Source organism: Actinomadura macra NBRC 14102 (genome assembly GCF_001552215.1).
In the GTDB taxonomy this organism is placed as follows: Bacteria; Actinomycetota; Actinomycetes; order Streptosporangiales; family Streptosporangiaceae; genus Spirillospora; species Spirillospora macra.
The window spans coordinates 83,009-108,376 of the sequence record NZ_BCQT01000014.1 but is presented as its reverse complement, the minus strand read 5'-3'; the positions used below and the strand labels follow the sequence as shown (position 1 = coordinate 108,376).

30 protein-coding genes and 3 tRNA genes are annotated in these 25,368 nt (G+C 71.1%); 14 read left to right on the top strand and 19 right to left on the bottom strand.

All coding sequences use genetic code 11. The features are described from left to right. Positions 1-14: 14 nt before the first annotated feature. Positions 15-1,592, bottom strand: coding sequence for a DAK2 domain-containing protein (locus AMA02S_RS23410; RefSeq protein ID WP_067461536.1), 1,578 nt, complete (start codon positions 1,590-1,592; stop codon positions 15-17). Positions 1,593-2,046: 454 nt separating this feature from the next. Here AMA02S_RS23410 and rpmB point away from each other — a divergent pair, with 454 nt between their 5' ends. Beyond that, entirely contained in the window at positions 2,047-2,241 is a 195-nt protein-coding gene (rpmB, locus tag AMA02S_RS23405; RefSeq protein WP_030164391.1) for a 50S ribosomal protein L28, read from the top strand. Between the two features lie 69 nt (positions 2,242-2,310). Here rpmB and thiD read toward each other — a convergent pair whose 3' ends face one another. The 3 genes from thiD to AMA02S_RS23390 all read right to left on the bottom strand — a co-directional run bounded on the left by thiD (position 2,311) and on the right by AMA02S_RS23390 (position 4,996). Continuing rightward, the gene (thiD, locus tag AMA02S_RS23400; protein WP_067461535.1) at positions 2,311-3,123 is read right to left on the bottom strand and encodes a bifunctional hydroxymethylpyrimidine kinase/phosphomethylpyrimidine kinase; all 813 of its coding nucleotides are present in this window, start codon (positions 3,121-3,123) and stop codon (positions 2,311-2,313) included. A gap of 35 nt (positions 3,124-3,158) precedes the next feature. Beyond that, positions 3,159-3,974, bottom strand: coding sequence for a cellulose binding domain-containing protein (locus AMA02S_RS23395; protein WP_084265510.1), 816 nt, complete (start codon positions 3,972-3,974; stop codon positions 3,159-3,161). A 101-nt stretch (positions 3,975-4,075) separates the two neighbouring features. Next, a complete protein-coding gene (locus AMA02S_RS23390) occupies positions 4,076-4,996 on the bottom strand; it encodes a thiamine-phosphate kinase (protein ID WP_067461534.1) in 921 nt (306 codons plus the stop codon). Positions 4,997-5,128: 132 nt separating this feature from the next. Between AMA02S_RS23390 and AMA02S_RS23385 the strand changes: the two genes are divergently transcribed. Both AMA02S_RS23385 and AMA02S_RS23380 read left to right on the top strand, forming a co-directional pair. Further along, positions 5,129-5,362 (top strand): Lrp/AsnC family transcriptional regulator, encoded by a 234-nt coding sequence (locus tag AMA02S_RS23385; RefSeq protein WP_067461533.1) that lies wholly within the window; start codon positions 5,129-5,131, stop codon positions 5,360-5,362. Then, complete coding sequence (locus tag AMA02S_RS23380; RefSeq protein WP_439951604.1) at positions 5,355-5,804, top strand: DUF3515 domain-containing protein; 450 nt, start codon at positions 5,355-5,357, stop codon at positions 5,802-5,804. The genes AMA02S_RS23385 and AMA02S_RS23380 overlap by 8 nt, the downstream gene beginning before the upstream one ends. Before the next feature lie 163 nt (positions 5,805-5,967). Here the strand turns inward: AMA02S_RS23380 and AMA02S_RS23375 are convergent, their stop codons facing one another. Both AMA02S_RS23375 and AMA02S_RS42110 read right to left on the bottom strand, forming a co-directional pair. After that, positions 5,968-6,465, bottom strand: coding sequence for an ATP-binding protein (locus AMA02S_RS23375; RefSeq protein ID WP_169806876.1), 498 nt, complete (start codon positions 6,463-6,465; stop codon positions 5,968-5,970). Positions 6,466-6,623: 158 nt separating this feature from the next. After that, on the bottom strand, positions 6,624-7,031 hold the full coding sequence (locus tag AMA02S_RS42110; protein WP_157430790.1) for a hypothetical protein: 408 nt from the start codon (positions 7,029-7,031) through the stop codon (positions 6,624-6,626). 75 nt (positions 7,032-7,106) lie between these two features. On the opposite strand from AMA02S_RS42110, the gene AMA02S_RS23370 reads away from it, so the two are divergent. Further along, on the top strand, positions 7,107-7,994 hold the full coding sequence (locus AMA02S_RS23370; RefSeq protein ID WP_067461530.1) for a helix-turn-helix domain-containing protein: 888 nt from the start codon (positions 7,107-7,109) through the stop codon (positions 7,992-7,994). Next, positions 7,991-8,197, top strand: coding sequence for a DUF397 domain-containing protein (locus tag AMA02S_RS23365; RefSeq protein WP_067461529.1), 207 nt, complete (start codon positions 7,991-7,993; stop codon positions 8,195-8,197). Before AMA02S_RS23370 ends, AMA02S_RS23365 begins: the two co-directional genes overlap by 4 nt. 63 nt (positions 8,198-8,260) lie before the next feature. Here AMA02S_RS23365 and AMA02S_RS42105 read toward each other — a convergent pair. From AMA02S_RS42105 to AMA02S_RS23345, 5 genes are all read right to left on the bottom strand, one after another. After that, positions 8,261-8,342 (bottom strand) — tRNA-Tyr (locus AMA02S_RS42105). A 31-nt stretch (positions 8,343-8,373) separates the two neighbouring features. Further along, positions 8,374-8,446 (bottom strand) — tRNA-Leu (locus AMA02S_RS23360). Positions 8,447-8,451: 5 nt separating this feature from the next. Further along, a tRNA-Leu gene (locus AMA02S_RS23355) sits at positions 8,452-8,525 on the bottom strand. A 408-nt stretch (positions 8,526-8,933) separates the two neighbouring features. Then, positions 8,934-10,361, bottom strand: coding sequence for a protein kinase domain-containing protein (locus AMA02S_RS23350; RefSeq protein WP_067461528.1), 1,428 nt, complete (start codon positions 10,359-10,361; stop codon positions 8,934-8,936). Between the two features lie 77 nt (positions 10,362-10,438). Next, the gene (locus AMA02S_RS23345; RefSeq protein ID WP_245667761.1) at positions 10,439-11,098 is read right to left on the bottom strand and encodes a flavin reductase family protein; all 660 of its coding nucleotides are present in this window, start codon (positions 11,096-11,098) and stop codon (positions 10,439-10,441) included. A gap of 300 nt (positions 11,099-11,398) precedes the next feature. On the opposite strand from AMA02S_RS23345, the gene AMA02S_RS23340 reads away from it, so the two are divergent. Further along, entirely contained in the window at positions 11,399-13,369 is a 1,971-nt protein-coding gene (locus tag AMA02S_RS23340; protein WP_067461527.1) for a beta-propeller domain-containing protein, read from the top strand. Positions 13,370-13,397: 28 nt separating this feature from the next. Here AMA02S_RS23340 and AMA02S_RS23335 read toward each other — a convergent pair whose 3' ends face one another. Genes AMA02S_RS23335 through AMA02S_RS23320 form a run of 4 tightly spaced genes read right to left on the bottom strand, consistent with a single transcriptional unit; the run spans position 13,398 to position 17,576 of the window. Further along, positions 13,398-14,522, bottom strand: a complete 1,125-nt coding sequence (locus AMA02S_RS23335) for a D-alanine--D-alanine ligase family protein (RefSeq protein WP_067461526.1) — start codon at positions 14,520-14,522, stop codon at positions 13,398-13,400. Positions 14,523-14,543: 21 nt separating this feature from the next. Continuing rightward, entirely contained in the window at positions 14,544-15,704 is a 1,161-nt protein-coding gene (locus tag AMA02S_RS23330) for a PLP-dependent transferase (RefSeq protein ID WP_067461525.1), read from the bottom strand. A 13-nt stretch (positions 15,705-15,717) separates the two neighbouring features. Then, positions 15,718-16,707: an NAD(P)H-dependent glycerol-3-phosphate dehydrogenase gene (locus AMA02S_RS23325; RefSeq protein ID WP_067461632.1), complete on the bottom strand. Its 990-nt coding sequence runs from the start codon at positions 16,705-16,707 to the stop codon at positions 15,718-15,720. A 17-nt stretch (positions 16,708-16,724) separates the two neighbouring features. Continuing rightward, positions 16,725-17,576, bottom strand: a complete 852-nt coding sequence (locus tag AMA02S_RS23320) for a lysophospholipid acyltransferase family protein (protein WP_067461524.1) — start codon at positions 17,574-17,576, stop codon at positions 16,725-16,727. Between the two features lie 85 nt (positions 17,577-17,661). Between AMA02S_RS23320 and cofC the strand changes: the two genes are divergently transcribed. Then, positions 17,662-18,330, top strand: coding sequence for a 2-phospho-L-lactate guanylyltransferase (gene cofC / locus AMA02S_RS23315; RefSeq protein ID WP_067461523.1), 669 nt, complete (start codon positions 17,662-17,664; stop codon positions 18,328-18,330). 10 nt (positions 18,331-18,340) lie between these two features. Beyond that, positions 18,341-18,547 (top strand): hypothetical protein, encoded by a 207-nt coding sequence (locus AMA02S_RS23310; RefSeq protein WP_067461522.1) that lies wholly within the window; start codon positions 18,341-18,343, stop codon positions 18,545-18,547. A 184-nt stretch (positions 18,548-18,731) separates the two neighbouring features. Here AMA02S_RS23310 and AMA02S_RS23305 read toward each other — a convergent pair whose 3' ends face one another. The 4 genes from AMA02S_RS23305 to leuC all read right to left on the bottom strand — a co-directional run bounded on the left by AMA02S_RS23305 (position 18,732) and on the right by leuC (position 21,587). Beyond that, entirely contained in the window at positions 18,732-19,010 is a 279-nt protein-coding gene (locus tag AMA02S_RS23305) for an HU family DNA-binding protein (RefSeq protein WP_067461521.1), read from the bottom strand. A 157-nt stretch (positions 19,011-19,167) separates the two neighbouring features. After that, positions 19,168-19,401 carry an SCO5555 family protein gene (locus AMA02S_RS23300; RefSeq protein ID WP_067461520.1) on the bottom strand — a complete coding sequence of 78 codons (234 nt, stop codon included), beginning with the start codon at positions 19,399-19,401 and terminating at the stop codon, positions 19,168-19,170. A 134-nt stretch (positions 19,402-19,535) separates the two neighbouring features. Continuing rightward, the gene (gene leuD, locus AMA02S_RS23295) at positions 19,536-20,123 is read right to left on the bottom strand and encodes a 3-isopropylmalate dehydratase small subunit (protein ID WP_067461519.1); all 588 of its coding nucleotides are present in this window, start codon (positions 20,121-20,123) and stop codon (positions 19,536-19,538) included. 12 nt (positions 20,124-20,135) lie between these two features. Continuing rightward, a complete protein-coding gene (gene leuC / locus AMA02S_RS23290; protein ID WP_067461518.1) occupies positions 20,136-21,587 on the bottom strand; it encodes a 3-isopropylmalate dehydratase large subunit in 1,452 nt (483 codons plus the stop codon). Positions 21,588-21,688: 101 nt separating this feature from the next. On the opposite strand from leuC, the gene AMA02S_RS23285 reads away from it, so the two are divergent. From AMA02S_RS23285 to AMA02S_RS23260, 6 genes are all read left to right on the top strand, one after another. Further along, a complete protein-coding gene (locus AMA02S_RS23285) occupies positions 21,689-22,408 on the top strand; it encodes an IclR family transcriptional regulator (RefSeq protein WP_067461517.1) in 720 nt (239 codons plus the stop codon). Between the two features lie 167 nt (positions 22,409-22,575). After that, positions 22,576-23,205 (top strand): MerR family transcriptional regulator, encoded by a 630-nt coding sequence (locus tag AMA02S_RS23280; protein ID WP_067461516.1) that lies wholly within the window; start codon positions 22,576-22,578, stop codon positions 23,203-23,205. A gap of 126 nt (positions 23,206-23,331) precedes the next feature. After that, positions 23,332-23,715 (top strand): YidH family protein, encoded by a 384-nt coding sequence (locus AMA02S_RS23275; protein WP_067461515.1) that lies wholly within the window; start codon positions 23,332-23,334, stop codon positions 23,713-23,715. Then, positions 23,712-24,056: a DUF202 domain-containing protein gene (locus tag AMA02S_RS23270; protein ID WP_067461514.1), complete on the top strand. Its 345-nt coding sequence runs from the start codon at positions 23,712-23,714 to the stop codon at positions 24,054-24,056. The genes AMA02S_RS23275 and AMA02S_RS23270 overlap by 4 nt, the downstream gene beginning before the upstream one ends. A 63-nt stretch (positions 24,057-24,119) precedes the next feature. After that, entirely contained in the window at positions 24,120-24,929 is an 810-nt protein-coding gene (locus AMA02S_RS23265; RefSeq protein ID WP_067461513.1) for an SAM hydrolase/SAM-dependent halogenase family protein, read from the top strand. Positions 24,930-24,934: 5 nt separating this feature from the next. Then, positions 24,935-25,330 carry an NUDIX hydrolase gene (locus AMA02S_RS23260; RefSeq protein WP_067461512.1) on the top strand — a complete coding sequence of 132 codons (396 nt, stop codon included), beginning with the start codon at positions 24,935-24,937 and terminating at the stop codon, positions 25,328-25,330. Positions 25,331-25,368: the final 38 nt, after the last annotated feature.

The following is a 25,368-nucleotide window of genomic DNA, read 5'->3' as shown; positions in this document are numbered from 1 at the left end:
GGCGGGGACGAGAATCACTCGACGCCGACGAGCAGGGGATAACGCTCCTGCCCGCCGTCGTACACACCGGCCTCGACGTCGGGGTGCCGGATCCGCAGGTGCTCCTCCAGCCGCGCGGCGAGGCCGGGCGGCGCGGCGGCGCCCACGATGAGGGTGACCAGCTCGCCGCCGCCGGACAGCATCCGGTCCAGGACGTGCCGGGCGACGTCGGCGACATCCGTCCCGATCATCGCGACATCGCCCTCGATCAGCCCGAGGACGTCGCCGGGCTGGCACAGGCCCACGCTGGTGACGGCCTCCTCCGCGGCGGCCTCCAGATGCCCGAAACGCGTGGCGCCCGCGGCGCGGGTCATCGCGATCACGTCATCGGCGAAGCGGCGCAGCGGATCGTGCACCGCGAGTGCCGCCAGGCCCTGTACCGACGCCCTGGCCGGCACCACGGAGATGCTGGCCCCGCCGTCCCGGGCGCGTTCGGCGGCGGCCTCGGCGAGCGCGAGGGTCTCCGGTCCGTCCGGCAGCACCGCCACCTCGTCGCCGGCCGCGAGGATCGCCTCGGCCAGCACGGCGAGCGGCGGCACCGCCCCCGGCTCGCGGCGGACGACCCGCGCGCCGCACCCCTCGAACAGCGCGGCCAGTCCCCCGGCGGCGGTCACCGCGATCACCGCGCGGCCGGTGTGCGGCGGGTGCGGTTCCCCGGTCCCGGCGTGCAGGTAGGTGACGCGGATCCGGTGCGGGCGCCCCGCACCGAGCCCCGCCTCGACGGCGGCACCGGCGTCGTCCACGTGGACGTGGACGTTCCACAACCCGTCACCGCCGACGACGACCAGCGAATCCCCGAGCGCGTCGAGCGTCTCGCGCAGCCGGTCGACGGCGTCGTCCGGCGCGTCCAGCAGATACATGACCTCATACCCGCCGCCCCGCGGCTCCGCGCGCTCCTGCCGGGCGGACGCGGTTCCCTGGACCCGGGCCGGGACCTCGTAGCGCTCGGGGTACTCCCCGGTGATCACCGCGGCGAGGGCGTCGAGCACCACGCAGAGACCGGCGGCGCCCGCGTCCACCACCCCGCTGCGCGCCAGCACGTCGAGTTGCCCGGTGGTGCGGCGCAGCGCCTGCCGGGCACCGTCGGCCGCGGCCCGCGCGACGGCGGGCGATCCGCTCGCCGACACCTGGGACGCCGCCAGGGCCGCCGCCTGGGCAGCGGCGGCCAGCACGCTCAGGATCGTCCCCTCGACGGGATGCTCGACCGCGCGGCGGGCCAGCACCGACGCGTGCTCCAGCGCCTCGGCGAACACCACTCCGTCCGGCGGTTCACCGGCGGGTCCGAGTGTGTCCGCGAGCCCGCGGAACACCTGGCTGAGGATCACACCGGAATTGCCGCGCGCGCCCAGCAGCGCCCCCTGCGCCAGGGACCGCCACGTCTCGGCGGTGCCCGCGTCGCCGGGCAGCCCGTCCAGCGCCTCGGCGGCGGCCAGAACCGTCAGATGCAGGTTGGTTCCCGTGTCTCCATCCGGGACGGGGAACACGTTGAGGGCGTCGATCTCCCGCCGCGTCCGGCCGAGCGCCTCCGCCGCGAGAGCTATCCACTGCGTCATCCACGGCGTCGCCCTTGGCGTCGGGCGCTGAACGCCTTCCTTCAACGGGCACCGCTGTGTTCGTTTGCAGTGCCTTCGGCGTCGGGCGCTGAACGCCCTCCTTCAACGGACACCGCGGCGATCGCCGCATCGCTCCGACTCGCCTGGCGGCTCGCTACGCGATCAGATTCCCGCTCCGCTCGACTCTGGCTTCGCACGCGATCGCGGACGGACCTGTCCACCTGTCCTCCATTGCCTTGCGGGCCACTCGGCCGTCTCCAGGCTACTTTTCCAGGGCCTCATCGTGACGGGTGGCGGGCGGGCCGATTCGCCTCTGTGGCGGGGGGTCGGCTACTCTGATTCGTGCGCCTCGTCCCGGGGCGCCGATCAGTGAGCGCCCACGACGCCCGGCTCGCCTGCAACGGCGTCGGGCGGCGCTCCGGTTTAGAGTATCGACACCCACTTGGAGTTTCCCGTGGCTTCCGTCTGCGACGTCTGCGGCAAGGGACCCGGTTTCGGCATGCGCGTCTCCCACTCGCACCGCCGCACCCCGCGCCGCTGGAACCCCAACATCCAGCGTGTGCGCGCCGTCGTGAACGGCAGCACCAAGCGGATCAACGCCTGCACGTCCTGCATCAAGGCCGGCAAGGTCGTCAAGCCGACGGTCTAGCCGAAGGCGAGAGGCTTCGGCCGGCTCACCGGGTTCCTGTCCGGTGGGCCGGCTTTCGCATGTGCGGGATCAGGCGCGCTGGCGCCAGGCATGGTCGACCGGGCCGATGCCGGCGCCGAGGGGGAAGCCCGCGGCGATGGCGCCGGTGACGTACTGCTTGGCCTTGCCGACCGCCGTGGGGATGTCGTCGCCCAGCGCGAGGTGGGAGGCGATCGCGGACGCGAGGGTGCAGCCGGTTCCGTGGGTGTGCCGGTTGTCGTGCCGGGGCGCGGTGAAGCGGTACTCTCGCTCGCCGTCGAACAGCAGGTCAGCGGGCTCGCCGGGCAGGTGACCGCCCTTGATGAGGACCCAGCGCGGGCCGAGCGCCTTGACGGCCTCGGCGGCCTCGCGCAGTCCCCCTTCGTCCACAACCTTGATGCCGGTGAGCTGCTCGACCTCGTACAGGTTGGGCGTGACGACGGTCGCGACGGGCAGCAGGGCCGCGCGGACGGCGTCGACGGCGTCCGGGGCGAGCAGGGAGTCGCCGTGCTTGGAGACGCCCACGGGATCGACGACGGACGGCGCCTCAGAGCCGCTCAGGGCCTCGGCGACGGTCTCGACCAGGACGGTGGAGGCGAGCATGCCCGTCTTGATCGCGTGGACGCCGATGTCGGACAGCACGGAGTCGAGCTGCGCGCGGACCGCTTCCGGCGGGAGCTCCCAGTAGCCCTGCACACCGAGGGAGTTCTGCGCGGTGACCGCGGCGATGACGCTCATCCCGTGGACGCCGAGGGCGAGCATCGTCTTCAGGTCGGCCTGGATCCCGGCGCCTCCGCCCGAATCCGAACCCGCGATGGTGAGCACGAGCGGCGGGGCCTGCGGTGGCGGGACGGGCTGCTTCATGTCGTCCACTGTAGGACGGCCCGGTGCCGCGGCCATCAAACGAGGGTGCAGGCCAACCGGTTCAGGATGCAATAGGTCGGCTTCTTGGGTGTGCCGGTGGCGGTGAAGACGATCCGCACGGACTGGCCGGAGGCGATCTGGGTCCGGCCCCGGACGAACGCGAGCGTGCCGGTCCTGACGACGGCGGCGCCGCTCACGGCCCGGACCGACACGGCCGGGATCTTGAAGGCGAGGGCCCATCGCGGGACGGCCGTCTGGCCCTGGTTGGTGATCGTCGCGGTCGCCTTGAAGGTCCGCGGGGTGCGAGAGATCACCCGGAAGGCGACGACGATGCCGTCGGGCCGGCCCGCGCCGCGGCTGGCGCGCTGGCCGGGGCCGCGCTGGGAGACCTGGCTGTCACGGGGGCCGTTGGTCGGCTCCTTGGGGGCGCCGCCGGCGAAGTTGAGAGAGATCTGCTGGGTGCTGAGCGCGTAGGCGACGACGCCGACCGCCACCACGAGCGCGACGATCGGCAGCAGCGGGACGGGAATGACCGCGAGCAGCCGGCTCAGGCGGTTCTTGGCGGAACCCCCCGCGTGGACGGCCGGTTCGGTGAAGGGCTCCTGCTGGACGCGGGCGTCCGAGAACCGGGCGTCCGGGAACCGGGCGTCGGGCAAGCGAGCGTCCGGGAACCGGGCATCCGGGAAGTCGGCCTCGTTCTCGTATGACGACACGAACACCTGGTCATCGGTCGGACCGGAGAAGGCTTCGTAGGACGGCCCCGTGGGGGCCGCGAAGAACGTTCCCGCCGGCGCTTGGGCGTCCGGTACAGGCTCGTCGTCCGGCTGGCCGAGCTTGGTGTGTCGTCCCATCCCATTCCTCTTCGATCACAGGAGGTATACCAAACCAGTACCGAACATGCCTACCTGATGCATGAACGAGCACTAGTGGACACAGTCCGTTTACAGGACCTTTATGCGCGGAAATGGTCCCAGCCACCGTGTCTCGACTCACGCCCGTCCACCAGAACTCCCGCCCCCTCCGTGACGACTCCGACCGAACTCCAGGATGGGGGCAAGACGGCGTTCGTGGGGAACGTTCCGGCGAATGCGTGGTCCTCACCGCCCGCGAGAGCATGGCGCAGGCCGTCGGGTCCGAGAATCGCCGGGGCCGGTACGGCCGCCGAGTCGACGTCGATCCGCACGCCGCTCGCGGCGGCGATGTGCCCGAGGTCCTGGACGAGACCGTCGCTGACGTCGATGAGCGCGGTGGCACCCGCCCCGCGCGCCTCAGCGCCCGCCGTGTACGGGGGTTCTGGGCGGCGGTGGGCGGCGATCAGCTCGGCGGGCTCGTCCCGCCCTTGCGTGAGGAGCTCCAGCCCGGCGGCGGACCACCCGAGCCTCCCCCTGACCGCCACGACGTCGCCCGGACGTGCCCCGGAGCGGGTGAGCGGCGGCTCCCCGCCGAGGTCACCGAGCGCGGTCACGGCGAGCGTGATCTCCGTGGCGCCGACGACATCGCCGCCGACGACCGAGGCCCCCGCCGCACGGCACTCGTCGGCGAGCCCCTCGTAGAGCCGCTCGGCCCAGGCGGCCTCGGTGGTGAGCGGAGCCGCGAATCCGACGAGCAGGGCCGTCGGCCGGGCGCCCATCGCGACCACGTCGGCGAGGTTCTGCGCGGCGGCCTTGCGACCGATGTCGTAGGGGCCGGACCAGTCGCGGCGAAAGTGGCGCCCCTCGACCAGCAGGTCCGTGGTGGCGACCGTGCGGCCGTCCGGCGCCGCGACCACCGCCGCGTCGTCGCCGGGCCCGAGCCGGACGGCCGGGCCGAGCGGCAACCGCCGTGTCAGCAGGTCGATAAGCCCGAACTCGCCCAGCTCCCCGATCGTCCCCATCCGCCCTTTTCCTTGTGTTCCGGCCTTCTCACACCCTTCACCCGGGGCACGCGGCACCCCGTCCGCCCACCGGGGCGCGTAACACGATACGGTGACCGTTCGACGGCTAATTCTCCGCCCGGGGAGGACGTGATGGTGCAGGCCTACATCCTCATCCAGACCGAGGTCGGCAAGGCGGCCGAGGTGGCCGCCGAGATCGCCGGCATCACTGGGGTCACCCTGGCGGAGGACGTCACGGGTCCTTACGACGTGATCGTCCGAGCGGAGGCGCGGAATGTGGACGAGCTGGGCAAGCTCGTCGTGGCGCAGATCCAGTCGGTCGAGGGGATCACTCGCACCCTCACCTGCCCGATCGTCCATATCTAACGCGTTCCTGCTGGCAGGGCTCGCCCTGCTCCCCACCGCGTGCGGCGACACCGCCGTGCAGGTGCCCGCACCCAAACCGGACGCGGCGACGGCCCGGCTGTGCCAGGGGTTGCGGCTGCCCGAGAAGGTGCACGGCCAGTCTGGGCGGAGCACCTCCCCCGACTCGATGCTGACGGCGGCCTGGGGATCGCCCGCCATCGCCCTGCGCTGCGGCGTGCCGAGACCGGCGGCGCTGCGGCCCGAGTCACAGCTGGTCACCATCAACGGGATCGACTGGTTCGGGGAGCCGCTCGACCGTCCCGTGACCTTCACCGCCGTGGCCAGGCAGGCGTATGTCGAGGTGACGGTCCCCGCCAAGTACAGCCCGCCCGGGAACGTTCTGATCGAACTGGGCGGCCCCATCAGCGCCACGATCCCCCAGAAGCCCGAAGGCCAGATCTGAAGGACGCACGGACCGGGGTCGGCGGCTCAGGCGCGTGGCGGCTCCTCCTTGAGGATGCGTTTCCTGATGTGCGGTAGCGGGCGCTCGCTTCGTCTCCCTCGGCGAGGGCACGCTCGTGACGGGGCAAGCGCACCGACTCAGCCGGTCAACCAGTCGAACCCGGTCACGCCTGCATGGACCTGTCTACGCGCACCGTCGCCCACACCACCTTGCCGCACGAGCCTGAGGGTAGACCTGGGCCTGTCTCGCACCAGAACCACCCACAGTCGGCACTGAGCAATTGGACGATGGGCAGCCCTCGCCCGCTCTCGTCATCGGTTGCCGGTGTGCCCATGACCGGTGGCGTGGGAATCGGGTCCCATACCTCGATACGCAGATGCTCACCGTCATACGTCAGGTGCAGCCGGACGCACTGACCTTCGGTGGCAGCGGTGTAGCGCGTCATCGGCACCTGACCGGACGCCACGTCGTGGCCGTTGGTTCGACCGATTTCCTTCACGGCATTGGTCATGAGCTCGGAAACGATCAAGGTCACCTCATCGGCCAGGTGCCCGATGTCCCAGGCGGTGAGCCTGTCGGCGGTGAGCCGACGTGACCACCCGACCGTGCTGGCGACGGGAGTGAAGGTCAGGCAGGTCTGCACCGGACGGCGAAGGTTCATCTTCTGCGCCTTCTCCGCGTGGGATGCAGGACCAGCGCCGGAGCTCGATGCGAGAGAAGCGGCTCGCGGGGATCGTGTGCCCTGATCCCCTACAGCGCTGGTCCTGCCGCCTGGCGCGGATACCGCCCCCTCCCCGTGCGTCCTCCGGTATCCGCGTGTCATGGGATGCACGTCCCCCCGATGATCTTGAGCTTGATTCGTCGCTCGGCTCTGGTGGTGATCCGGTATCGAGCTTCGCCGGTGACGTCGACCAGATGGCGCACGTATGTGATCTCGTCATAGGTGGCCACCCAGTCGCCGGCACAGAGGTACAAGACAGGTATGTCGCACCAGTTGATAAGCGCGAACTCTGCCAAATACAGACAAAGGCGGTTGTCGCAGGGGACATCTACGCCATTCCATGGCGTCAACCTCAGCCGGTCGCACGATAACCACGGATTCACATGCATTTGCCCCCCTTTGCATCCTTCACCCTGAAGTTCGACGTCCGGCCTCACCGAGTAGAGCACTGCAATGATGCGATCTGCAAGTCTTTCAGAAAGGATTATCCTCCTGGAAATCAACACCTAGAATCCTTCCTTGCAGGCTGGTCGATCGGATGCTTTCATTACGGATGAAAGCCAGGGTAGAGAGGTGATGCGATGCCGGCACGGCCGACCGGGACGACGGTGCCCCGTCGCCAACTCGGGCGACACCTGCGCGAGCTGCGCAGTAAGGCTCGTCTTACCGTCAAGGCAGCAGCGGAAGCCATGGAATGGTCAGAAACGACCATGTGGCGTATCGAAAACGGGCACACGTCGATGCGCGGGCATGACGTTGAGCTGATATGCAGAATTTACGGTGCCCCCGCAAAGCTCACAGCGGGACTTGTCGGCCTCGCCAAAGAGACGAAGAACGGCCAATCATGGTGGCACGCCTACGGGGACGTCATCCCGGAGAGCTTCGACCTGTACATCGGGTTGGAGGAAGCGGCCGAGCGCCTGTCGTCCTATCAGTCAGAACGAGTACCAGGGTTGGTACAAACAGAGGACTACGCCCGTACGCTGATACGAGCCGACAACCTCGGCAAGAGCGATGAGGAGATCGAACGGCGTGTACAAGTGCGCATCCAACGCCAGGCACTCCTGACCCGGACTATCGAACCTCCCCAGGTGAACATGGTGCTGCACGAGGCCGTGCTGCGCCCGGTCATCGGCAGTAGCGAAATCATGGCCTGCCAGCTCGCCCGCCTGGCCGAGGTGAACCAACTTGAGAATGTCTCTGTCCGCGTCACGCCGTTCACTCATGGGCTGCACCCCGGCATCATGTCCGGCCAGTTCGTGATGATGCAATTCCCCGGCAACGGCGATGGTCGGCCGAGTGAACCGACGACGATCTACGTTGAGGGCTTCACCGGTGCCCTCTATCTCGAAAAGCCCGAAGAAGTTGCGCGCTACGAAGCCGCGTTCGCGTCCATCTGGGAATCAGCCCTGAGTGAAGCGAATAGTACGAATTTCCTCGACCAAGTAGCAAAGGACTTCAGGAAGTGAACTACTCCAGCCAGCAGCCGCTATCTTGGCGCAAGTCGAGCCGCAGCAACGGGCAGCAAGAGTGTGTCGAAGTCGCACCGATCACGGGCCTGGTCGCGGTCCGCGACAGTAAACAGCCAGATGACCCCCCGATCTTGCTGCTCGGCAGCGAGTTCGCCGCAGTTCTGGCGGACGTCCGGGCGGGGCGGTACGACATCACCTAGTCGCAATTTCGAGCCAACGACCCCGTCGCAGTTCGGAGCGACGGGGTCGTTCAGCCACTGTTGTGAGGCGGGTGGGATTCGAACCCACTCAGCCGAAGCACCTGGGTTACAGCCAGGCCCGACTCTCCCGCGTCGGCGCCACCCCGCGTGCGAGCCCGTGTTCAGGACCCGCGGCGTACCCCCGGCAGGATTCGAACCTGCAGCACACGGCACCTCATGCCGCTGTCTCTACCGTTGGACTACGGAGGCATACGTGCGGCCCCCGGGACTCGAACCCGGAACATCCACTTCCTGAGAGTGGCCCCTCTACCAGTTGGGGTAGAGCCGCATGTCGTTCGGACTTCGCGAGGTGGCGTCACTCGCGGCGGCTCGGACGGGGCCTCTAGGAGATGAGAAACCGGCCGGGGCGGGCGGGTGACGCCGACAGAAGTCGATAGCGCAGCTGCTCCAGAGCCATGGCCGGTCCTCCTCTCAAGGTTCTCGTGTCGCCGTCCTAAACGGCCCGACGCCGTTTACAGTGCCACCCCAGCCGTACCCCCGCAACGCCTTTACGGGACGGACGCGAAGCAGGCATGCCCAGCGCGCGCCCCGCAGGCAACACGTCCGAACCACACCCCGACAGACTGAACCTCAACTAACGGTTACGGGATAGGCACCGGAGCGAGCGCCAGCGGAGCGAGGAGGTGGCGAGCCGCGCAGCCAGGGGTCTGGGGGGCACTCCCCCAATAGAAACCAGTCAGGGTGTGGGTTCGTCGGGGAGGGACATGCCGAAGGCGACCAGCGCCCAGAAGGCGACCATGATCCAGCCGAGGGCGATCCCGGTGACGGCCATGCCGGCGCCGCGCTCGCCGTTGCGCCGCATCTTCACCCAGGCGATGTGCCCGGCGACGATCGCGGGGATGGACGGCAGGCCGCACGTGATCAGGCCGACCAGCCCGAACGACAGGGCGTAGATCGCGGCGTGATTGTACGGCGGCTTGACGTGCGGGTTCGCGTGGGCGGCCGGGTGCGCGGGCTGCGTGGCGGCGTAGACGTCGTAGCCGGTGGACTGCGGGTACGCGGTGGCGCGGGCCGCGACCGCGTTGGCGTACTGGTTCCACGTCTCGGCCTCGGCGGTGCGTCCCTGCTGGCTGAGCAGGACGGCCAGGTTGCGCATCGCGGACGGGTCGCCCGCCTGTGCGGCCTGCCGGTACTGCCGCTCGACGAGCGCCTCGGCCTCGCCCGCGGCCAGCGCGGGCGAGGGCGAGGGCGTCTGCGGCGCCGCGGCCTGTGGGGGTTGCGGACGGGGCGGCGGGGTCGAGGGGCCGGGCTTCTGAGGCCGGGGCGCCTGGGTCGCCGGGCGGGGCTCCTGCCGAGGCTCCTGGCGCGGGGCACCGCTGGAGATGAGGCGGTCCAGGAGCGCCTGCGCGGACGGACGGGCCGCCGGGTCCTTGGCGAGGGCGCCGCGCACCGCCTCCAGCAGCGTGCCGCTCAGGCCGCCCAGGTCCGGGTCGCAGCTGACGATCTGGTGGATGATCGCCGGGATCGAGTCGCCGCCGAAGCACGGTCCGCCGCGGGCGGCGAACGCCACCGTCGCTCCCCAGGCGAACACGTCCGAGGCCGGGGTCGCGCCGAGGCCGTGCAGTTGCTCGGGCGCCATGAACGCGGGTGTGCCGACGATGCCGCCGGTCGCGGTCAGCCGTGTTCCGTCCAGTGAGCGGGCGATACCGAAGTCGATCACCCGCGGGCCGAACGTGGACAGCAGCACGTTGGACGGCTTGAGGTCGCGGTGCACGACGCCCGCGTCATGGATGGCGGTCAGCGCGGTGGCGATGCCGACCGCGACGGCCTCCAGGTCGGCGCCGCGCAGCGCCCCGTCCTTGGCCACGGCGTCGTCCAGGCTAGGGCCGTTGACGAACTCGGTCACCAGGTACGGGGGCTCGGCGCCGGGGTCGGCGTCCAGGACGGGGGCGGTGCAGAACGGGCGGACGCGCTGCGCCGCGGCGACCTCGGCCTCGAAGCGGGCCCGGTACTGCCGGTCGGCGGCGTACTCCCGCCTGATCACCTTGATGGCGACCTTGCGTCCCGAGGCGTCCAGCCCGACGTACACGGTGCCCATGCCGCCCTCGCCGAGCCGGTCCACCACCCGGTAGGGGCCGATCTGGCCCGGCATGTCGGTCGGCAACGCACGCGCTCCTCGGGGGTGGGGACCAATCACTCCAAGGTTGGCATATCCGGACGACCGTCACGGCCTCCAGCGGGTCACAAGTCGAGCGTGATCCTGCCGCCGGAGGCACGCGACACGCAGATCAGCATGGTGCCCTCGCCGGGATCGGACGGCACGCGCCGATCCACGTTTCCGGCGAGGACGGCGGTGCGGCAGGTCCCGCAGAAGCCCTGCCCGCAGGAGTAGGCGACGGCGGGCCGCTCGTCCCTGATCACGTCGAGGACGGACCGGTCGTCGGGCACGCCGAGGACCTGCTCGCCGCGGCGCAGCTCGACCTCGAAGGGCCACCCGTCCACGATGGGCGCCGGGGCGAACCGCTCGTAGTAAAGGGTGGTCTCGGGCAGTGCGGTGCCCGCCGCCCGGACGCCGTCGATCATCGGGGCGGGGCCGCAGCAGCACACGGCCGTGCCGGGTTCGACGTCCCGCAGCAGGTCGGTGCAGTCGGGGAGGCCGTGCTCGTCGTCGGTTCGCACGAGGACACGGCCGGAGGGCCGCTCGTCCAAGAAGGGCAGAGAAGCCCGCGTGCGCCCGGTGTACACCAGACGCCAGTCGGCGCCGAGCCTGTCCGCGGCCGTCACCATGGGCAGGATCGGGGTGATGCCGATGCCGCCCGCGAGGAACATGTAGCGCTCACGCGGGAGGAAGGGAAACGCGTTGCGAGGACCCCGCACCCTGACCGTCGAGACCTCGGTCATCCTGTGCATCTCGACCGAGCCGCCCCCGCCGTCGGGCAGCCGCCGGACGGCGATCCGATAGGTACGGAGGTCGGCGGGGTCACCGCACAGGGAGTACTGGCGTCGGCGCCCGGACGGGAGCAGGACGTCGAGATGGCATCCGGGCTGCCACCCCGGCCCGAACCTTATTGACGAGCAGTCCAGTAATTTACTCGCGTCCGCGACACTCGACAACGGCCTGGCCGGTGACCCTCCTCACCCGCCCGAGCCGAGGAGACATATCGGGGGGAACCGGAGACTCAGAACGAGCGTCCAAGGTCTATGCGCGCCCGCACCTACGCTCCCCTGGCACCGGCCGCCACGATGCTGCTGCTCGCCGGATGCACGGGGTCCACCGGATCCTCCTCCGCCGAGCCCACCGCGGCGCCGCCGATGCGGCTGGTGGCCTACGACAGCTGCGACGCGCTCCTGGACGGACTGCGCGGCGCGGCGGCCGAGCGGGTCGGCCCCTACGGGCTGGACGGCCTTCCCGTGCCACTGGCCGGTATGGAGGACGGCGAGACCTCGCTGAACAAGGGCGCGCTCCCCGCCGCCCCCGAAGGGCGGTCCGCGACCGCGCCCCAGCATTCCACCACCAACAACCACGAGGCCGCCGCCGACGAGCCCGACATCGTCAAGACCGACGGCCGCCGGATCGTCGCGCTCGCCCGCGGCAGGCTCCAGGTCATCGACCCCGCGTCCCGCAAGGTCGTGCACACGCTGAGCCTCCCCGAACGCGACGGATTCCCGGCCGGCGGCACGAACTCACGGCTCCTGCTGAGCGGCGACCGCGCCCTGATCCTGACGCCCCAGTCACCGATGGTCGTGTACGACCGGCCCGCGCCACGGACCAATGACGAGATCGCGCCGACCCCTCCGGGCCCCGCGCGGCCACAGACACGGATGACGCTGGTCGACCTCGCCGCCGCCCCGAAGGTGGTCGGCACGATGACGTCCGACAGCAGCTACGTGGACGCGCGGCAGACCGGCTCGACCGCACGCGTCGTGGTGCGCTCGTCGCCGCACATCGACTTCCCCTCGCCGCCTCGCACGCCGGGCGACCCGAAGTCGGAACGGCAGGCCACGGAACGCAACCAGCAGATCGTGCGCAAGGCCCCGCTCGACGCGTGGCTTCCCCGGTTCACCGTGGGCGAGGGAGGTGCCGCCAAGACGTACCGCGCACCGTGCGAGCAGGTCAGCCGCCCCGCCTCGTACACCGGCACGACCATGCTGACCGTCCTGACGCTCGATCTGGCACGCGGGTTCGCTGATCCGTCGCCGGTCAGCGTCGCCGCCGACGGCGAAACCGTGTACGGGAACGGGTCGAGCCTGTACATCACGGGCACACCTCCGCGCCCGCTGACCCGAGAGACGCCGGGCAAGCGGCCCGCGCCCGTCACGCAGCGCACGGACATCCACAAGTTCGACGTCCGGGGCGCCGGACGGCCGCGCTACGTGGCATCCGGGTCGGTGGCGGGCAACCTGCTGAACCAGTACGCGTTGTCGGAGTTCGGCGGGCACCTTCGCGTCGCCACGACGAGCGCCCCCGAGTCGGGCATGCCCCAGCCGGGCAGCCCCGCGCCGCAGTCCGCGAGCACGCTGTACGTCCTCGCCCAGAACGGTCCCCGCCTCGACGAGGTCGGGCGGGCCGGCGGGCTCGGCCAGGGCGAGCGGATCTACTCGGTCCGCTACATCGGTGCGACGGCCTACGTCGTGACGTTCCGGCAGGTCGATCCGCTCTACGTGCTCGATCTCAAGGACCCGCGACACCCCCGCGTCACCGGCGAACTGAAGATCAACGGCTATTCCGCGTACCTGCACCCGATGGCCGACGGCAAGATCCTCGGCATCGGGCAGGACGCCGACGCCTCCGGCCGCACCAAGGGCCTGCAGGCGTCGCTGTTCGACGTCAGCGGCGAACCCCGCCGGGTCGGCGTCTACCGGCTGCCGGGCGCCTCCTCCGAGTCGGAGTTCGAGCCGCACGCGTTCATGTACTGGCCGTCGACCGGCCTGACCGTCGTCCCGGTGTCGGGGAACCGGACCGGGATGAACGAGGCACTCGCCCTGAAGATCACCGGCGATGGCATCAGCAGGGCCGGGAGCGTCCGGCACCCCGGCCGGGACTACGGCAACTCGATCCGCCGCTCCCTCATGGTGGGCGGCACGCTGTGGACGTTCTCCGAGGACGGGGCGCGCGCCACCGACGCCGCCACCCTCGCCGACCGCGGTTGGCTCCCCTTCACCGCGAGCTGAGCGCGCCGGCTCAGCGCAGGCCGGTGGGTCAGCGCAGGCCGGTGGGGCGGTTGGCGGCCGTCTGGATGAGGCGGTCGACCAGCGCCGGATAGTCCAGGCCGGTCGCGGACCACATCTTCGGGAACGCCGACGCCGGCGTGAAGCCGGGCATCGTGTTGATCTCGTTGAGGATCCAGCGGCCGTCGTGGGTGTGGAAGAAGTCGACCCGGGCGAGACCCTCGCAGTCGAGCGCGTCGAACGCCTGCACGGCCAGGCGCCGCACCTCCTCGATCTCCGCGGCGGACAGGTCCGGCGGGATCGCCATGGTGGTGGCGCCGTCGAGGTACTTGGTCTCGAAGTCATAGAAATCGCGGCCGCCCGCCATCAGCACCTCGGCGGGAAGGCTGGCCTCGGCCGGGCCGTCGTCCAGGCCCTGGAGCACGCCGCACTCGATTTCGCGTCCCTCGATCGTGGCCTCGACGATCACCTTGGGATCGTGCTCGCGGGCCGTCTCGATCGCGGCCTCCAGAGCGTCCTCGGAGGTGACGCGGGTGATGCCCATGCTCGAACCGGCCCGCGTGGGCTTGACGAACACCGGCCGACCGTCCGCCAGGCCGAGTTCCTTGACCTCGTCGACCATACGCTTGCGCTCGCGCCGCCACTCCCGGTCGCCGATCAGCACATACGGCCCGACCGGCAGGCCGCGCGCCTGCCACACGAGCTTCATGAAACCCTTGTCCATGCCGACCGCGCTGGCGAGCACGCCGGCGCCGACGTAGCGGATGCCGGCCAGGTCGAGCATGCCCTGGATGGTGCCGTCCTCGCCGTAGGGGCCGTGCAGCAGCGGCAGGACGACGTCGACCTCGCCGAGCGTGCTCGGCACCCGGCCGGGTTCCACGACCATCAGGCCGCGGCTGTCGGGGTCGAACGGGAGCGCGAGCGCGCTGCCCTCGCCGGTCACCTCGGGAAGCCGGCCGTCCTCGATGGCGAGCCGGAGGTCGGCGGCGGCGAGCACCCAGCGGCCGTCGCGGGCGATGCCGACCGGCACCACCTCGTAGCGGTCCCGGTCGATGGCGGCCATCACCGCACCAGCGGTGATACACGAGATCGCGTGTTCCGAGCTGCGCCCGCCGAACACCACCGCCACGCGGATCTTACGAGAGTCCTGGGACATGATGCCCGACCCTACCTGTGATCACCCAGGGTCGGCCACGAGCGGGGCGGGCGGTGACAGGGATGGCACCCGGGCGGACGCACCGGCGAGCGTGTCCAGAGCCTCGCCGGCGTCGCGGACGAGGTCGTCGGCGTCCTCCAGCCCGATCGAGAACCGGACCGTGCCCGGATCGACCCCTGCGACGAACGATCCGGCGCCGTTCAGCAGCCGGTGCGTGGTGGACGTCGTGGGGGCTGCCGTGGTGCGGGTGCCGCCGAACGACGCCGACGGGACGGCCAGCCGCAGCGCGGCGGCGAGGGCCTCCCCCGCCGCGGTGCCGCCGTACGGGACGACGGTGACGACCGCGCCGAACCGGGTGCCTTCAGGTCCCGCGTCGAACAGCACCCGCGCCAGGCCGTGCCCGGGATGCCCGGACAGGCCCGGGTAGCGGACCGACTGGACGGCGGGGTGCCGCACGATCGAGGCGGCGAACACACCGGCCGTGTCGCACTGCCGCCGCACCCGCAGTGGCAGCGTCTCAAGGCCGCGGCGCAGCCGGGACGCGGCGTCCGGCGCGAGGACGGCTCCGGTCTCGGCGCGCACCCGCCGGACTCCCTCCATCGGCCGGGCGTGCCCGGCCACCGCGCCGCCCTCCACCTCGCCCTGGCCACCGAGGAGCGCGGCCGACGCGTGCACCACCAGGTCGGCGCCGTGCTCCAAGGGCCGGCACACGACGGGCGTGGTGAACGTGGAGTCGGCGACCAGCAGTGCCCCGGCGTCGTGCGCGATCTCGGCGAGCAGCGGAAGGTCGGCCACGGCGAGGGTCGGGTCGGCGAGTGCCTCGGCCCAGACGAGCCCGGTGGACGGGCGAAGCGCCGCGCGCACCGCGTTCGGGTCGTCCATGGGAACGAAGGACGTCTCCAGCCCGAGCCGCACGAGGAGCGCGCGGAGCACGTCAGGCGCCGCGGCGGGCACGATCACGTGCGCGCCGGCGCCGGCGGACGCGAGCAGCACGGCGGTCACGGCCGCGGCACCGGAGGCGAACACCGCCGCCTCGACCGGCGCGGTCAGCCGATATCCCTCCAGCGCGGCGAGTGCCGCCGCGAGCGCGGCACCATGGCCGCCCTCGTCGTGCCCGAGCGGCGGCGACGGCAGATGGACGGCGCGGCTGTTCTCGCCGAGCTCCCGGAAGTCTTTGCACATCGCTCAGAGCATGTCACACTCCGTAGCGCTCCGGCTTCGGTGAACGCGAGATCAGCGAGATCGCCGCCTCCTTGATCGGCATGCCGTGGTGCAGGACGGCGGTCACCGCCTCGGTGATCGGCATCTCCACGTTGTGCTTGCGCGCCAGCTCCAGCACCGGCTCGGAGGACTTCACCCCTTCGGCCGTCTGCTTGGTCACGGCGATGACCTGCTCCAGCGTCATGCCGCGCCCCAGGTTCTCGCCGAAGGTGCGGTTGCGCGCCAGCGGCGAGATGCAGGACGCGACGAGGTCGCCCATTCCCGCGAGCCCGGCGAAGGTGTGCTCGTCCGCGCCGAGCGCGGCGCCGAGCCGCGCGATCTCGGCGAGCCCGCGGGTCATCAGCATCGCCTGGGTGTTGGCGCCGAACCCGAGCCCGACCGACATCCCGACGCACAGGGCGACGATGTTCTTCACGGCGCCGCCGAGCTCGCAGCCGATCACGTCCGTGGAGGTGTACACGCGGAAGTAGGGGGTCATGGTGGCGGCCTGAAGGCCCCGCGCCGCCTCCTCGTCCACGCACGCGGCGACCGCGGCGCTCGGCTCGCCGTTGGCGATCTCGCGCGCCAGGTTCGGCCCGCTGAACACCGCGACCCGCTCCTCGGGGACGTCGGCGACCTCCCGGATCACCTCCGACATCCGCCGGGTGGTGCCGAGTTCGACGCCCTTCATGAGGCTGACGAGGACGGTCTGCGACGGCAGCAGCGGCACCCACCCGGACAGGTTCGTGCGGAGTGTCTGCGCCGGGACGGCCAGCGCGACGAAGTCGGCCCCGGCAAGGGCCTCGGCGGGATCGGTGGTCGCGCGGAGCGCGTCGGGCAGCCGGACGCCGGGCAGGTAGTCGGCGTTCTCGTGCCGTTCGTTGATCGCCTCGACGATCTCGGGCCGGCGGCCCCACAGCACGGCCTCGCCGCCGGCGTCGTGCAGCATCTTCGCGAACGTCGTGCCCCAGGATCCGGAGCCCATCACGGCGGTGCGGAAGGTCACGAGCCGTCCGCCTTCCTTTCGGTGGCCTCGGACACGGCGGCGTCCGGCGCCGCGACGCCGTCCGGCCTCGGTCCGGGCACGGTGGCCTCACCCGATCTGCGACGCTCCTCCAGCACCCTGTGATGGTCGTAGCGCTCCGCCGGCGGCCGCTTGCCCCGCAGCTCGCCGAGCAGGCCGGTGATGGCGTCCATGATCTCGTCGGTGGCGGCCCGCAGGGTGTCCTTGTCGAGCGGCCGCCCCGCGTAGCGGGACAGATCCACGGGCGGGCCGGCGATCACCTTCATCCGCTTGCGGGGGAACGGATGGAACCCCTTCTTCAGGCTCCCCGCCAGCCCCTTCTGCTCACCCTTCTTGTACGGCAGCAGCTCATGCGCGCCCCAGCTCGCCACCGGGACGACCGCGGCACCGGTCTGGAGCGCCATCCGCGCCACCCCGGTCTGCCCGGTCATCGGCCACAGCTCCGGATCGCGGGTGCAACTGCCCTCCGGATAGAACATCAGGCATTCGCCGTCGACCAGCGCCTTCTCGGCGTCCTGGAGGGCGTGCGCGGCGTCGGCGCTGTCGCGGTGGACGGGGATCTGGCCCGTCCCGCGCAGCACGCCGCGCAGGAGCCGGACGTCGAACAGCGTGGACTTGGCCAGGTAGACCGGGTAGCGGCCCGACTCGTAGACGAAGTGGGCGAGGGCCAGCGGGTCGGCCTCGGAGATGTGGTTGGCGGCGATGATCAGACCGCCCGTCGCGGGCACGTTCCCCTGGCCGCGCCAGTCCCGCTTCAGGAGCCCGAACAGCAGCGGGCGCAGGATGACGATCGTGAGCTTCCGCCAGGCCGGTGAATACCCGTGGCTCATGCCCCGTCCCTCCTCGGTCGGTCCCCCACGTGAACGCGGGGTGTCCTCAAGTCTCGCGGTTGCGTGCGCATAGTGTCGAGTTGCCATGTCTACAGCAGCGCCCAGCGCGCCTCCTCTCCAGTGGTCGCTCATCGTGCCCGTCAAGGTGCTGGCGCGGGCGAAGACCCGCATGTCCGCCGCGGCGGGCCCGCACCGGCGGGACCTCGCGCTCGCGCTGGCGGCCGACACCGTCGCCGCGGCGCTGCGCTGCCCCCGGGTCGGCGATGTGATTGTGGTCACCGATGATCCCCTCCCGGCCGCCGAGCTGGCGGCCCTCGGTGCCCGAATCGTGCCCGACGAGCCGGACGCGGGCCTGAACCCGGCCCTGGTGTACGGGGCGGGCCGGGGCCGGGAGCTGTCTCCGAACACCGGCACGGGCGCACTTTCAGCCGATTTGCCCGCTTTGCGGCCAGAGGAACTCGCCCACGTCCTCGACGCCGCCGCGCTGGTGCCCGAGGCGTTCGTTCCGGACGCCTCGGGCACCGGGACCACCCTCTACACCGCGCGCCCCGGTGTCCCCTTCTCCCCGGCCTTCGGCGCCGATTCCCGCACCGCGCATCGCGCCCGGGGCGCCCGCGAACTGCTCCTCCCCGCCACCGACAGCGTCCGTCGCGATGTCGACACCCCGGAGGACCTGAGGGCCGCCCTCGCCCTCGGCGCCGGCCCTCGCACCACGACGATCGCGTCCCGGCTCCAGAGCACGGCACAGGGGTAGGGTGCGGGGCATGCAGGGGACCGTTAAGGCATTCGACGCGGAGACCCGGTCGGGAAGCGTGCTCCTCGACGACGGGACGGAGTTGCCCTTCGACGCCGAGGCGTTCGACGCGGGCGGGCTGCGGCTGGCGCGGTTCGGCCAGCGGGTCAACCTCGCGATGGACGGCGACCGCGTGTCGGTCGTCACCCTGTCGACCTTCCCGCTCCCCGCGCCCTAGCCGGACCGCCACCGTTCACCGGCCCCGCCCAAGTGAAGCGGAGCACCGAACATCCTCGGCTCTCACCCCGAGCGCGCTATCAGCCCGCGTTAGGCAAAGCCGAAGGCGAGCCTCACGCGGCTTGATGGAAATAGAACAGCACCCGGAACCGTATTGGCACGGTCCCGGGTGCTGTTCGACGAGGCTACTTCTTGCCTGCCACCAGGTTCTTGAAGTCCGCGCCGGCCTTGAACTTCGGCACGGACGTCGCGGGGACCTGGATGGTCTTGCCCGTTGCGGGGTTGCGGGCCGTGCGGGCAGGCCGGTCGGCCTTCTCGAACGAACCGAACCCCGTGATCGCGACCTTGTCGCCCTTGGCGACGGTTTCCTGGATCGTCTCCAGAATCGCGTCGACGGCCTCAGCTGCGGCCTTCTTGCTGCCCAGCCGGTCAGAGATGGCGTCGACCAGCTCACGCTTGTTCATGGGTTACTCCTCTAGTTCCCCCCTTGCCCGAACGAAACTAAGGGACCTCTAGCATCGACACAATCACCTGCACGCATGAGTTGCCGTGTCGCTGGCGTTTTTGTCGGTCTCGCCCCCGTCTCGCCGGTGACCGGACCAGATCCGGCCACTGGGCACGCTAACGGACGTCGGGCACCTCGTGGAAATCGGCAAGGAACGCGTCGAGCCTGCGAGCGGCCAATTCTGCGTCTCTCTTGGCCAGATCGGTGATCGCCAGCAGGTGGCGGATGAGCCGCTGGCGCGTCTCCGGCGGCAGCGGCGCGACGGCCCGGTGGGCGTCGCGCAGCTGCCGTGCGAGCCGGGTCAGCGCCGGATCGTCCCATTCCGGCCCGGTCCATGGGACCGTGCTCAATTCGTGCCCCCAACAGTTCGTCCGGGCTTCGTACACCTGAATTGTCCCTGGTGCGGGGACGGGGGCGCACATCCGGGGTCGCCAAAGGCCCGGTCCACCGTCGAGGACGGTGGAACGGGCCGGGGCGAAACGGGTCAGACCGTGACGGGCTGCCAGGGGGCGCGGCGGCCCTCGAACTCGGTGATGGCGTCGCCGTGGCGGAGCGTCAGGCCGATGTCGTCCAGGCCCTCCATGAGGCGCCAGCGGGTGTAGTCGTCGATCTCGAAGGTGGCGGTGACGCCGCCGTAGCGGACCTCGCGGTCGGCCAGGTCCACGGTGATCTCCAGGGTGGGGTCCTGCTCGACCCGGGCCTGGATGTCCTCGACCTGCTCACCGGTGAGGATGACCGGGAGCAGCCCCATCTTCGTGGAGTTGTTGCGGAAGATGTCCCCGAAGCGCGGCGCGATGACGACGCGGAACCCGTACTGCTGGAGCGCCCAGACGGCGTGCTCGCGGGACGAGCCGGTGCCGAAGTCCGGCCCGGCGACCAGGATGCCGGCGCCGTCGTAGCGGGACTGGTTCAGGACGAACTCGGGGTCCTCGCGCCAGGCGGAGAACAGGCCCTTGTCGAAGCCGGTGCGGCTGACCTGCTTCAGCCAGACGGCCGGGATGATCTGGTCGGTGTCGACGTTGCTGCGGCGCAGCGGCACCGCGCGCCCGGTGTAGGTGGTGAACGCTTCCATGATCGGTCCCCTTTACAGATCGATGTTCTTCTGAGGGGACGACGCCCCGGAGCCCCCCTCGGCTGCGCCGAGGTCCAGGGGCGCGGCCAGACGGCCGGTGACGGCGGTCGCGGCGGCCACGGCGGGCGACACCAGGTGGGTGCGGCCGCCGGGCCCCTGCCGGCCCTCGAAGTTGCGGTTGGACGTGGAGGCGCTGCGCTCGCCCGGGGTGAGCTTGTCGGGATTCATGGCGAGGCACATCGAGCAGCCGGCCTCGCGCCATTCGGCGCCGGCGGCGGAGATGACCTCGTCCAGGCCCTCGTCCTCGGCCTGCTTCTTGACCTTCATGGAGCCGGGGACGACCAGCATCCGGACGCCGCTCGCGACCGTGCGGCCCTTGAGGACGCCCGCGACGGCGCGGAGGTCCTCGATGCGGCCGTTGGTGCAGGAGCCGACGAAGACGGTGTCCACGGCGATGTCGCGCAGTGGCGTCCCTGCGGTCAGCCCCATGTACTCCAGTGCCCGCTCGGCGGCCTGGCGCTGGGTGGGGTCACCGTAGGACGCGGGGTCCGGCACGGACTCGCCGAGCGGCAGGCCCTGCCCCGGGTTGGTGCCCCAGGTGACGAACGGCGTCAGCTCGGCCGCGTCGATCACGACCTCCTTGTCGAAGACCGCGTCGTAGTCGGTGCGCAGGGACGTCCAGTACTCGACGGCCTCGTCCCAGTCCGCGCCCTGCGGCGCGCGGGGGCGGCCCTTCAGGTAGGCGAAGGTCGTCTCGTCGGGGGCGATCATCCCGGCGCGGGCGCCGGCCTCGATGGACATGTTGCAGACCGTCATACGGCCCTCCATCGACAGCGACCTGATCGCCTCGCCGCGGTACTCGATGATGTGGCCCTGGCCGCCGCCGGTGCCGATCCTGGCGATGATCGCCAGGATCAGGTCCTTGGCGGTGACACCCTCGGGCAGCGCGCCGACCACGGTCACGGCCATCGTCTTCGGCTGGATCTGCGGGAGCGTCTGCGTGGCGAGGACGTGTTCGACCTCACTGGTGCCGATGCCGAAGGCGAGGGCGCCGAACGCGCCGTGGGTGGAGGTGTGCGAGTCGCCGCAGACGACGGTCATGCCCGGCTGGGTCAGGCCGAGCTGCGGGCCGATGACGTGGACGATGCCCTGTTCCGCGTCGCCCATCGGGTGCAGCCGGACGCCGAAGTCCGAGCAGTTCTTGCGCAGCGTCTCGACCTGGGTGCGCGACACCGGGTCGGCGATCGGCTTGAGCAGGTCCGTCGTCGGGACGTTGTGGTCCTCGGTGGCGATCGTCAGGTCGGGGCGGCGGACCTGGCGGCCGGCCATCCGCAGCCCGTCGAACGCCTGCGGGCTGGTGACCTCGTGGACGAGGTGCAGGTCGATGTAGAGGAGGTCCGGCTCACCCTCGGCACGCCGTACGACGTGCGCGTCGTACACCTTTTCGGCCAATGTACGGCCCATCACTCCCACCTCACTGTCATGATCGGCGGCGCGCCGTCGCGCCGCGGACTCCCGCTCATCCCCGATTTGCATCTCAAATTGCGAGACGGCAATATCAAGTCATGGACAACTCTAGCGGAGTCGGCGTACTTGACAAAGCGGTTCTCGTGCTGAACGCCCTGGAGGCGGGCCCGACCTCGCTCGCCCAGCTCGTCCAGACCACCGGGCTGGCCCGCCCGACCGCCCACCGGCTGGCCGTCGCGCTGGAGCACCACCGTCTCGTCCACCGGGACACACAGGGGCGTTTCATCCTGGGCCCGCGGCTGGCCGAGCTGGCGGTCGCGGCGGGCGAGGACCGCCTGCTGGCCATCGCCCAGCCGATCCTCGCCCAGTTGCGCGACCTGACCGGCGAGAGCGCCTCGCTCTTCCGCCGTCAGGGGGACGTCCGGGTCTGCGTGGCGTCCGCCGAGCGCACCAGCGGCCTGCGCGACACGATCCCGGTCGGTGCCGCCCTTCCCATGACGGCGGGCTCGGCCGCGCAGATCCTGCTGGCATGGGAGGAGCCCGACCGGTTGCACCGCGGGCTGCGCGGCGCGAAGTTCGAGGCGACCACGCTGGCGTCCGTCCGCCGCCGAGGCTGGGCGCAGAGCATCGGCGAGCGGGAGCAGGGCGTCGGGTCGGTCTCGGCCCCGATCCGCGGCGCCGGCGGACGGGTGATCGCCGCCGTCTCCGTCTCCGGCCCCCTCGAACGCCTGACCCGCGCCCCGGGAAGGCTGCACGCGGGCCCGGTCGTGGCCGCCGCCGAGAAGATCTCCGAAGGCATGCGCCGCACCGCCTCCTGACACGGCGTCCAACAATGCGCCCGCCACGGTCTGACAGCGCCGCCGCGCGCCCCCAGGGCAGGCCGTTCCAGGACGGATCTGGTCTTGACCATGTGAGCCCGTTGGATAGTGACAGTATCCAATGGGTCACCCTGGATAGCGTTAACCTCCAGTCAAGGGGGTGAGCGGTGCAGATCTCCGAGCTCAGTGATCGCAGTGGCCTGACGGTCCAAACGATCAAGTTCTACATCCGGGAGGGCCTGCTCCCGAAGGGCTCGTCAGTCAGCGCGACCCGCTCGGAGTACGGCCGCCCGCATCTGGAGCGGCTGCGGCTGATCAGCGCGCTACGCGACGTCGGCGATCTGCCCGTCGCGGCGATCCAGCAGATCATCGCCGCCATCGAGGACGACGAGGTCAGCCTGCACGAGCTGTTCGGCACCACCCAGTCCGCCATCGGCCCGCACGTCGCCGCCCCGCACGACCCGCACTGGCGCGCCGCCCGCGAGGACGTCGACGCCCTCGTCCGCGAGCTCGGCTGGACCGTGACCGACCGCGCCCCCGCCCGCGATCTGCTGGCCCACACGTTCGTCGCGCTGCGCAAGCTCGGCTTCCCGATCACGCTGACCGATCTGCGGCCCTACGTGAAGGCCGCGACCGAGGTCGCCGACCACGAGATCGGCCGGGTCGCCGCCGACATGCCCCGTGCGCGGACGGTCCACTCGCTTCTGGTCTCCACCGTCCTGTACGAACAAGTCCTCACGGCGCTCCACCGGCTCGCCCAGGAGGACGCCTCGGCTCGCCGCTTCGGTACCGGCTGACCTGGGAATTGTCGTTAATTCCGGCCCATTATGTCGGAATTAAATGTCCGTTTGTTCGCCTAATATGAATGCTCTGGGGTGGCGGTCGCCACCCCCGCACAACGAGCATTGCAGAGTGACCCTTCGATGACCGCACCACCGGACCCCCCGGGCGGCAGGTGGACCGATCGCCTGCTGGCCGAAGGCACCGACCCCGATCCGCGCTTCTCCCTGGCGAACGAACGCACCTTCCTGGCCTGGATCCGCACGTCCCTCGCACTGATCGCGGGCGGTATCGGCGCCGCCCTCAGCGGGGATCTGCTGGACGCCCCGCTGCGCGGCGGCCTGGCGATCGGTTTCTCCGCCACCGGCGCGCTCGTGGCAGCGCTGGCCTTCCGCCGCTGGCTCCGGACCGAACGGGCGCTCCGCCGCGCCGAGACGCTGCCGCCCCCGGCACTGGCACCGATCATGTCCTATGGCCTCGCGATAGGGGCGCTGACGCTGCTCGCGGCGATCCTGGCCACCCGATGACCGGGGGTCCGGGCGCGCCACCGGACCGTAGCCCGGCACCGGACCGTGGCGCGCAACCGGAGCGGACGGCGCTGGCATGGTCGCGCACCACGCTCGCGCTCATCGTCGGCGGGCTGCTGTGCGTGCGGTTCGCCCCGTCGACTCCGGGGGCTGCGACCGCGGCGGCGGTCGTCTGCGGCGGGTCGGCGCTCCTCCTGCGCCGTTCCCAGGCCGCTCTGCGGAACCGGCGGCGCCGGGTGGCAGCGGGCACCACGGTGACCGATCCGCTGTCCATCCTGATCACGACGGGGCTCACCATGCTGCTGGGACTGGTGGGCGTCCTCTCCGGGCTCCCCGGCTGAACATCCCGCCAAGGGACGCTTCCGCGAGACGCTCCGAGGCACGTGTCGCCGTAGGGTCGTCGTGTGCCCGATGCCCGTCCTTTCGTCAGCCTCACCACCGACTTCGGTGCCGCCTACACGGCCATCTGCGCGGGGGTCGTCTACTCGATCGCGCCGGCCGCCACCGTGCTGGTGCTCTCCGACGAGGTGACGCCGTATGCCGTCGCCGAGGGCGCGATGCTGCTGCGGCAGGCGCTCCCCTACCTGCCGAAGGGCGTGCACCTGGGCATCGTCGATCCCGGCGTCGGCACGCCACGGCGTCCGCTGGCGATCGAGACCGGACGCGGTGACCTGCTCGTCGGACCCGACAACGGGCTGCTGGTCCCGGCGGCGGAGGAGGTGGGCGGCGTGATCCGCGCGCACGTCCTGGAGAACCCGGCGTACCGGTTGCCCTCGGTGTCCACAACTTTTCACGGGCGGGACGTCTTCTCCCCTGCCGCCGCACATCTCGCCCTCGGCGTGGACGTCGCGGAGCTCGGCCCGCCCGCCGCGCCGCTCCCCCTCGACGTCGCGGCGCCGGAGATCGGCGACCGTGCCCTGATCGCCGCCCCGCTGTACGTCGACCGGTTCGGCAGCCTGATACTGAACGCGGGCCCGGACGACCTCACCGCCGCCCTCGGCGCTCTGGAGTACGGCGCCGCGCTGGAAGTCCGCTGGTCCGGAGGCGCCGAGCGGGTCGCGTTCGCGGAAACGTTCGGGAGCGTCCCGGTGGGCGAGCCGCTGCTGTGGGTCGACTCGTCCGGGCGGCTCGGCTTGGCCGTCAACCAGGGATCGGCCGCCGAGCGGTTCGGTCTGGGCCCGGACGGCGCCGTCACGATCGGGCTGGCAGACTGACCCGCATGGAGCTCGACGTCGTCGCCTGGGTGCAGGTGTCGGGCGGCCGGATGCTCGCCGTCCGTTCACGAGGCCGTGACCTGCTGTACCTACCGGGCGGCAAGCGGGAACCGGGTGAGAGCGACTGGTCCGCGCTGTCCCGCGAGGTTCGTGAGGAACTCGATCTGGAGCTGGACGAGGCGTCCTTCCGCGAGCTGGGTGTGGTCCGCGCCCCCGCGCACGACCAGCCCGACTTCGCACGGGTGCGGATGGCGTGCTTCACGGCGTCCTACAGCGGCGCGATGGCTGCGGCCGGGGAGGTCGACGAGTACCGCTATGTCGGGCGCGGCGAGCGGCACCTGCTCGCGCCCGCCGCCCGGGCCGCCCTCGACCTCGCCGAGGAGCGCGGCCTGCTCGCCTGATCGACCTTCGGGCGCGGTCCCGTCGACTTTGGTCGCGG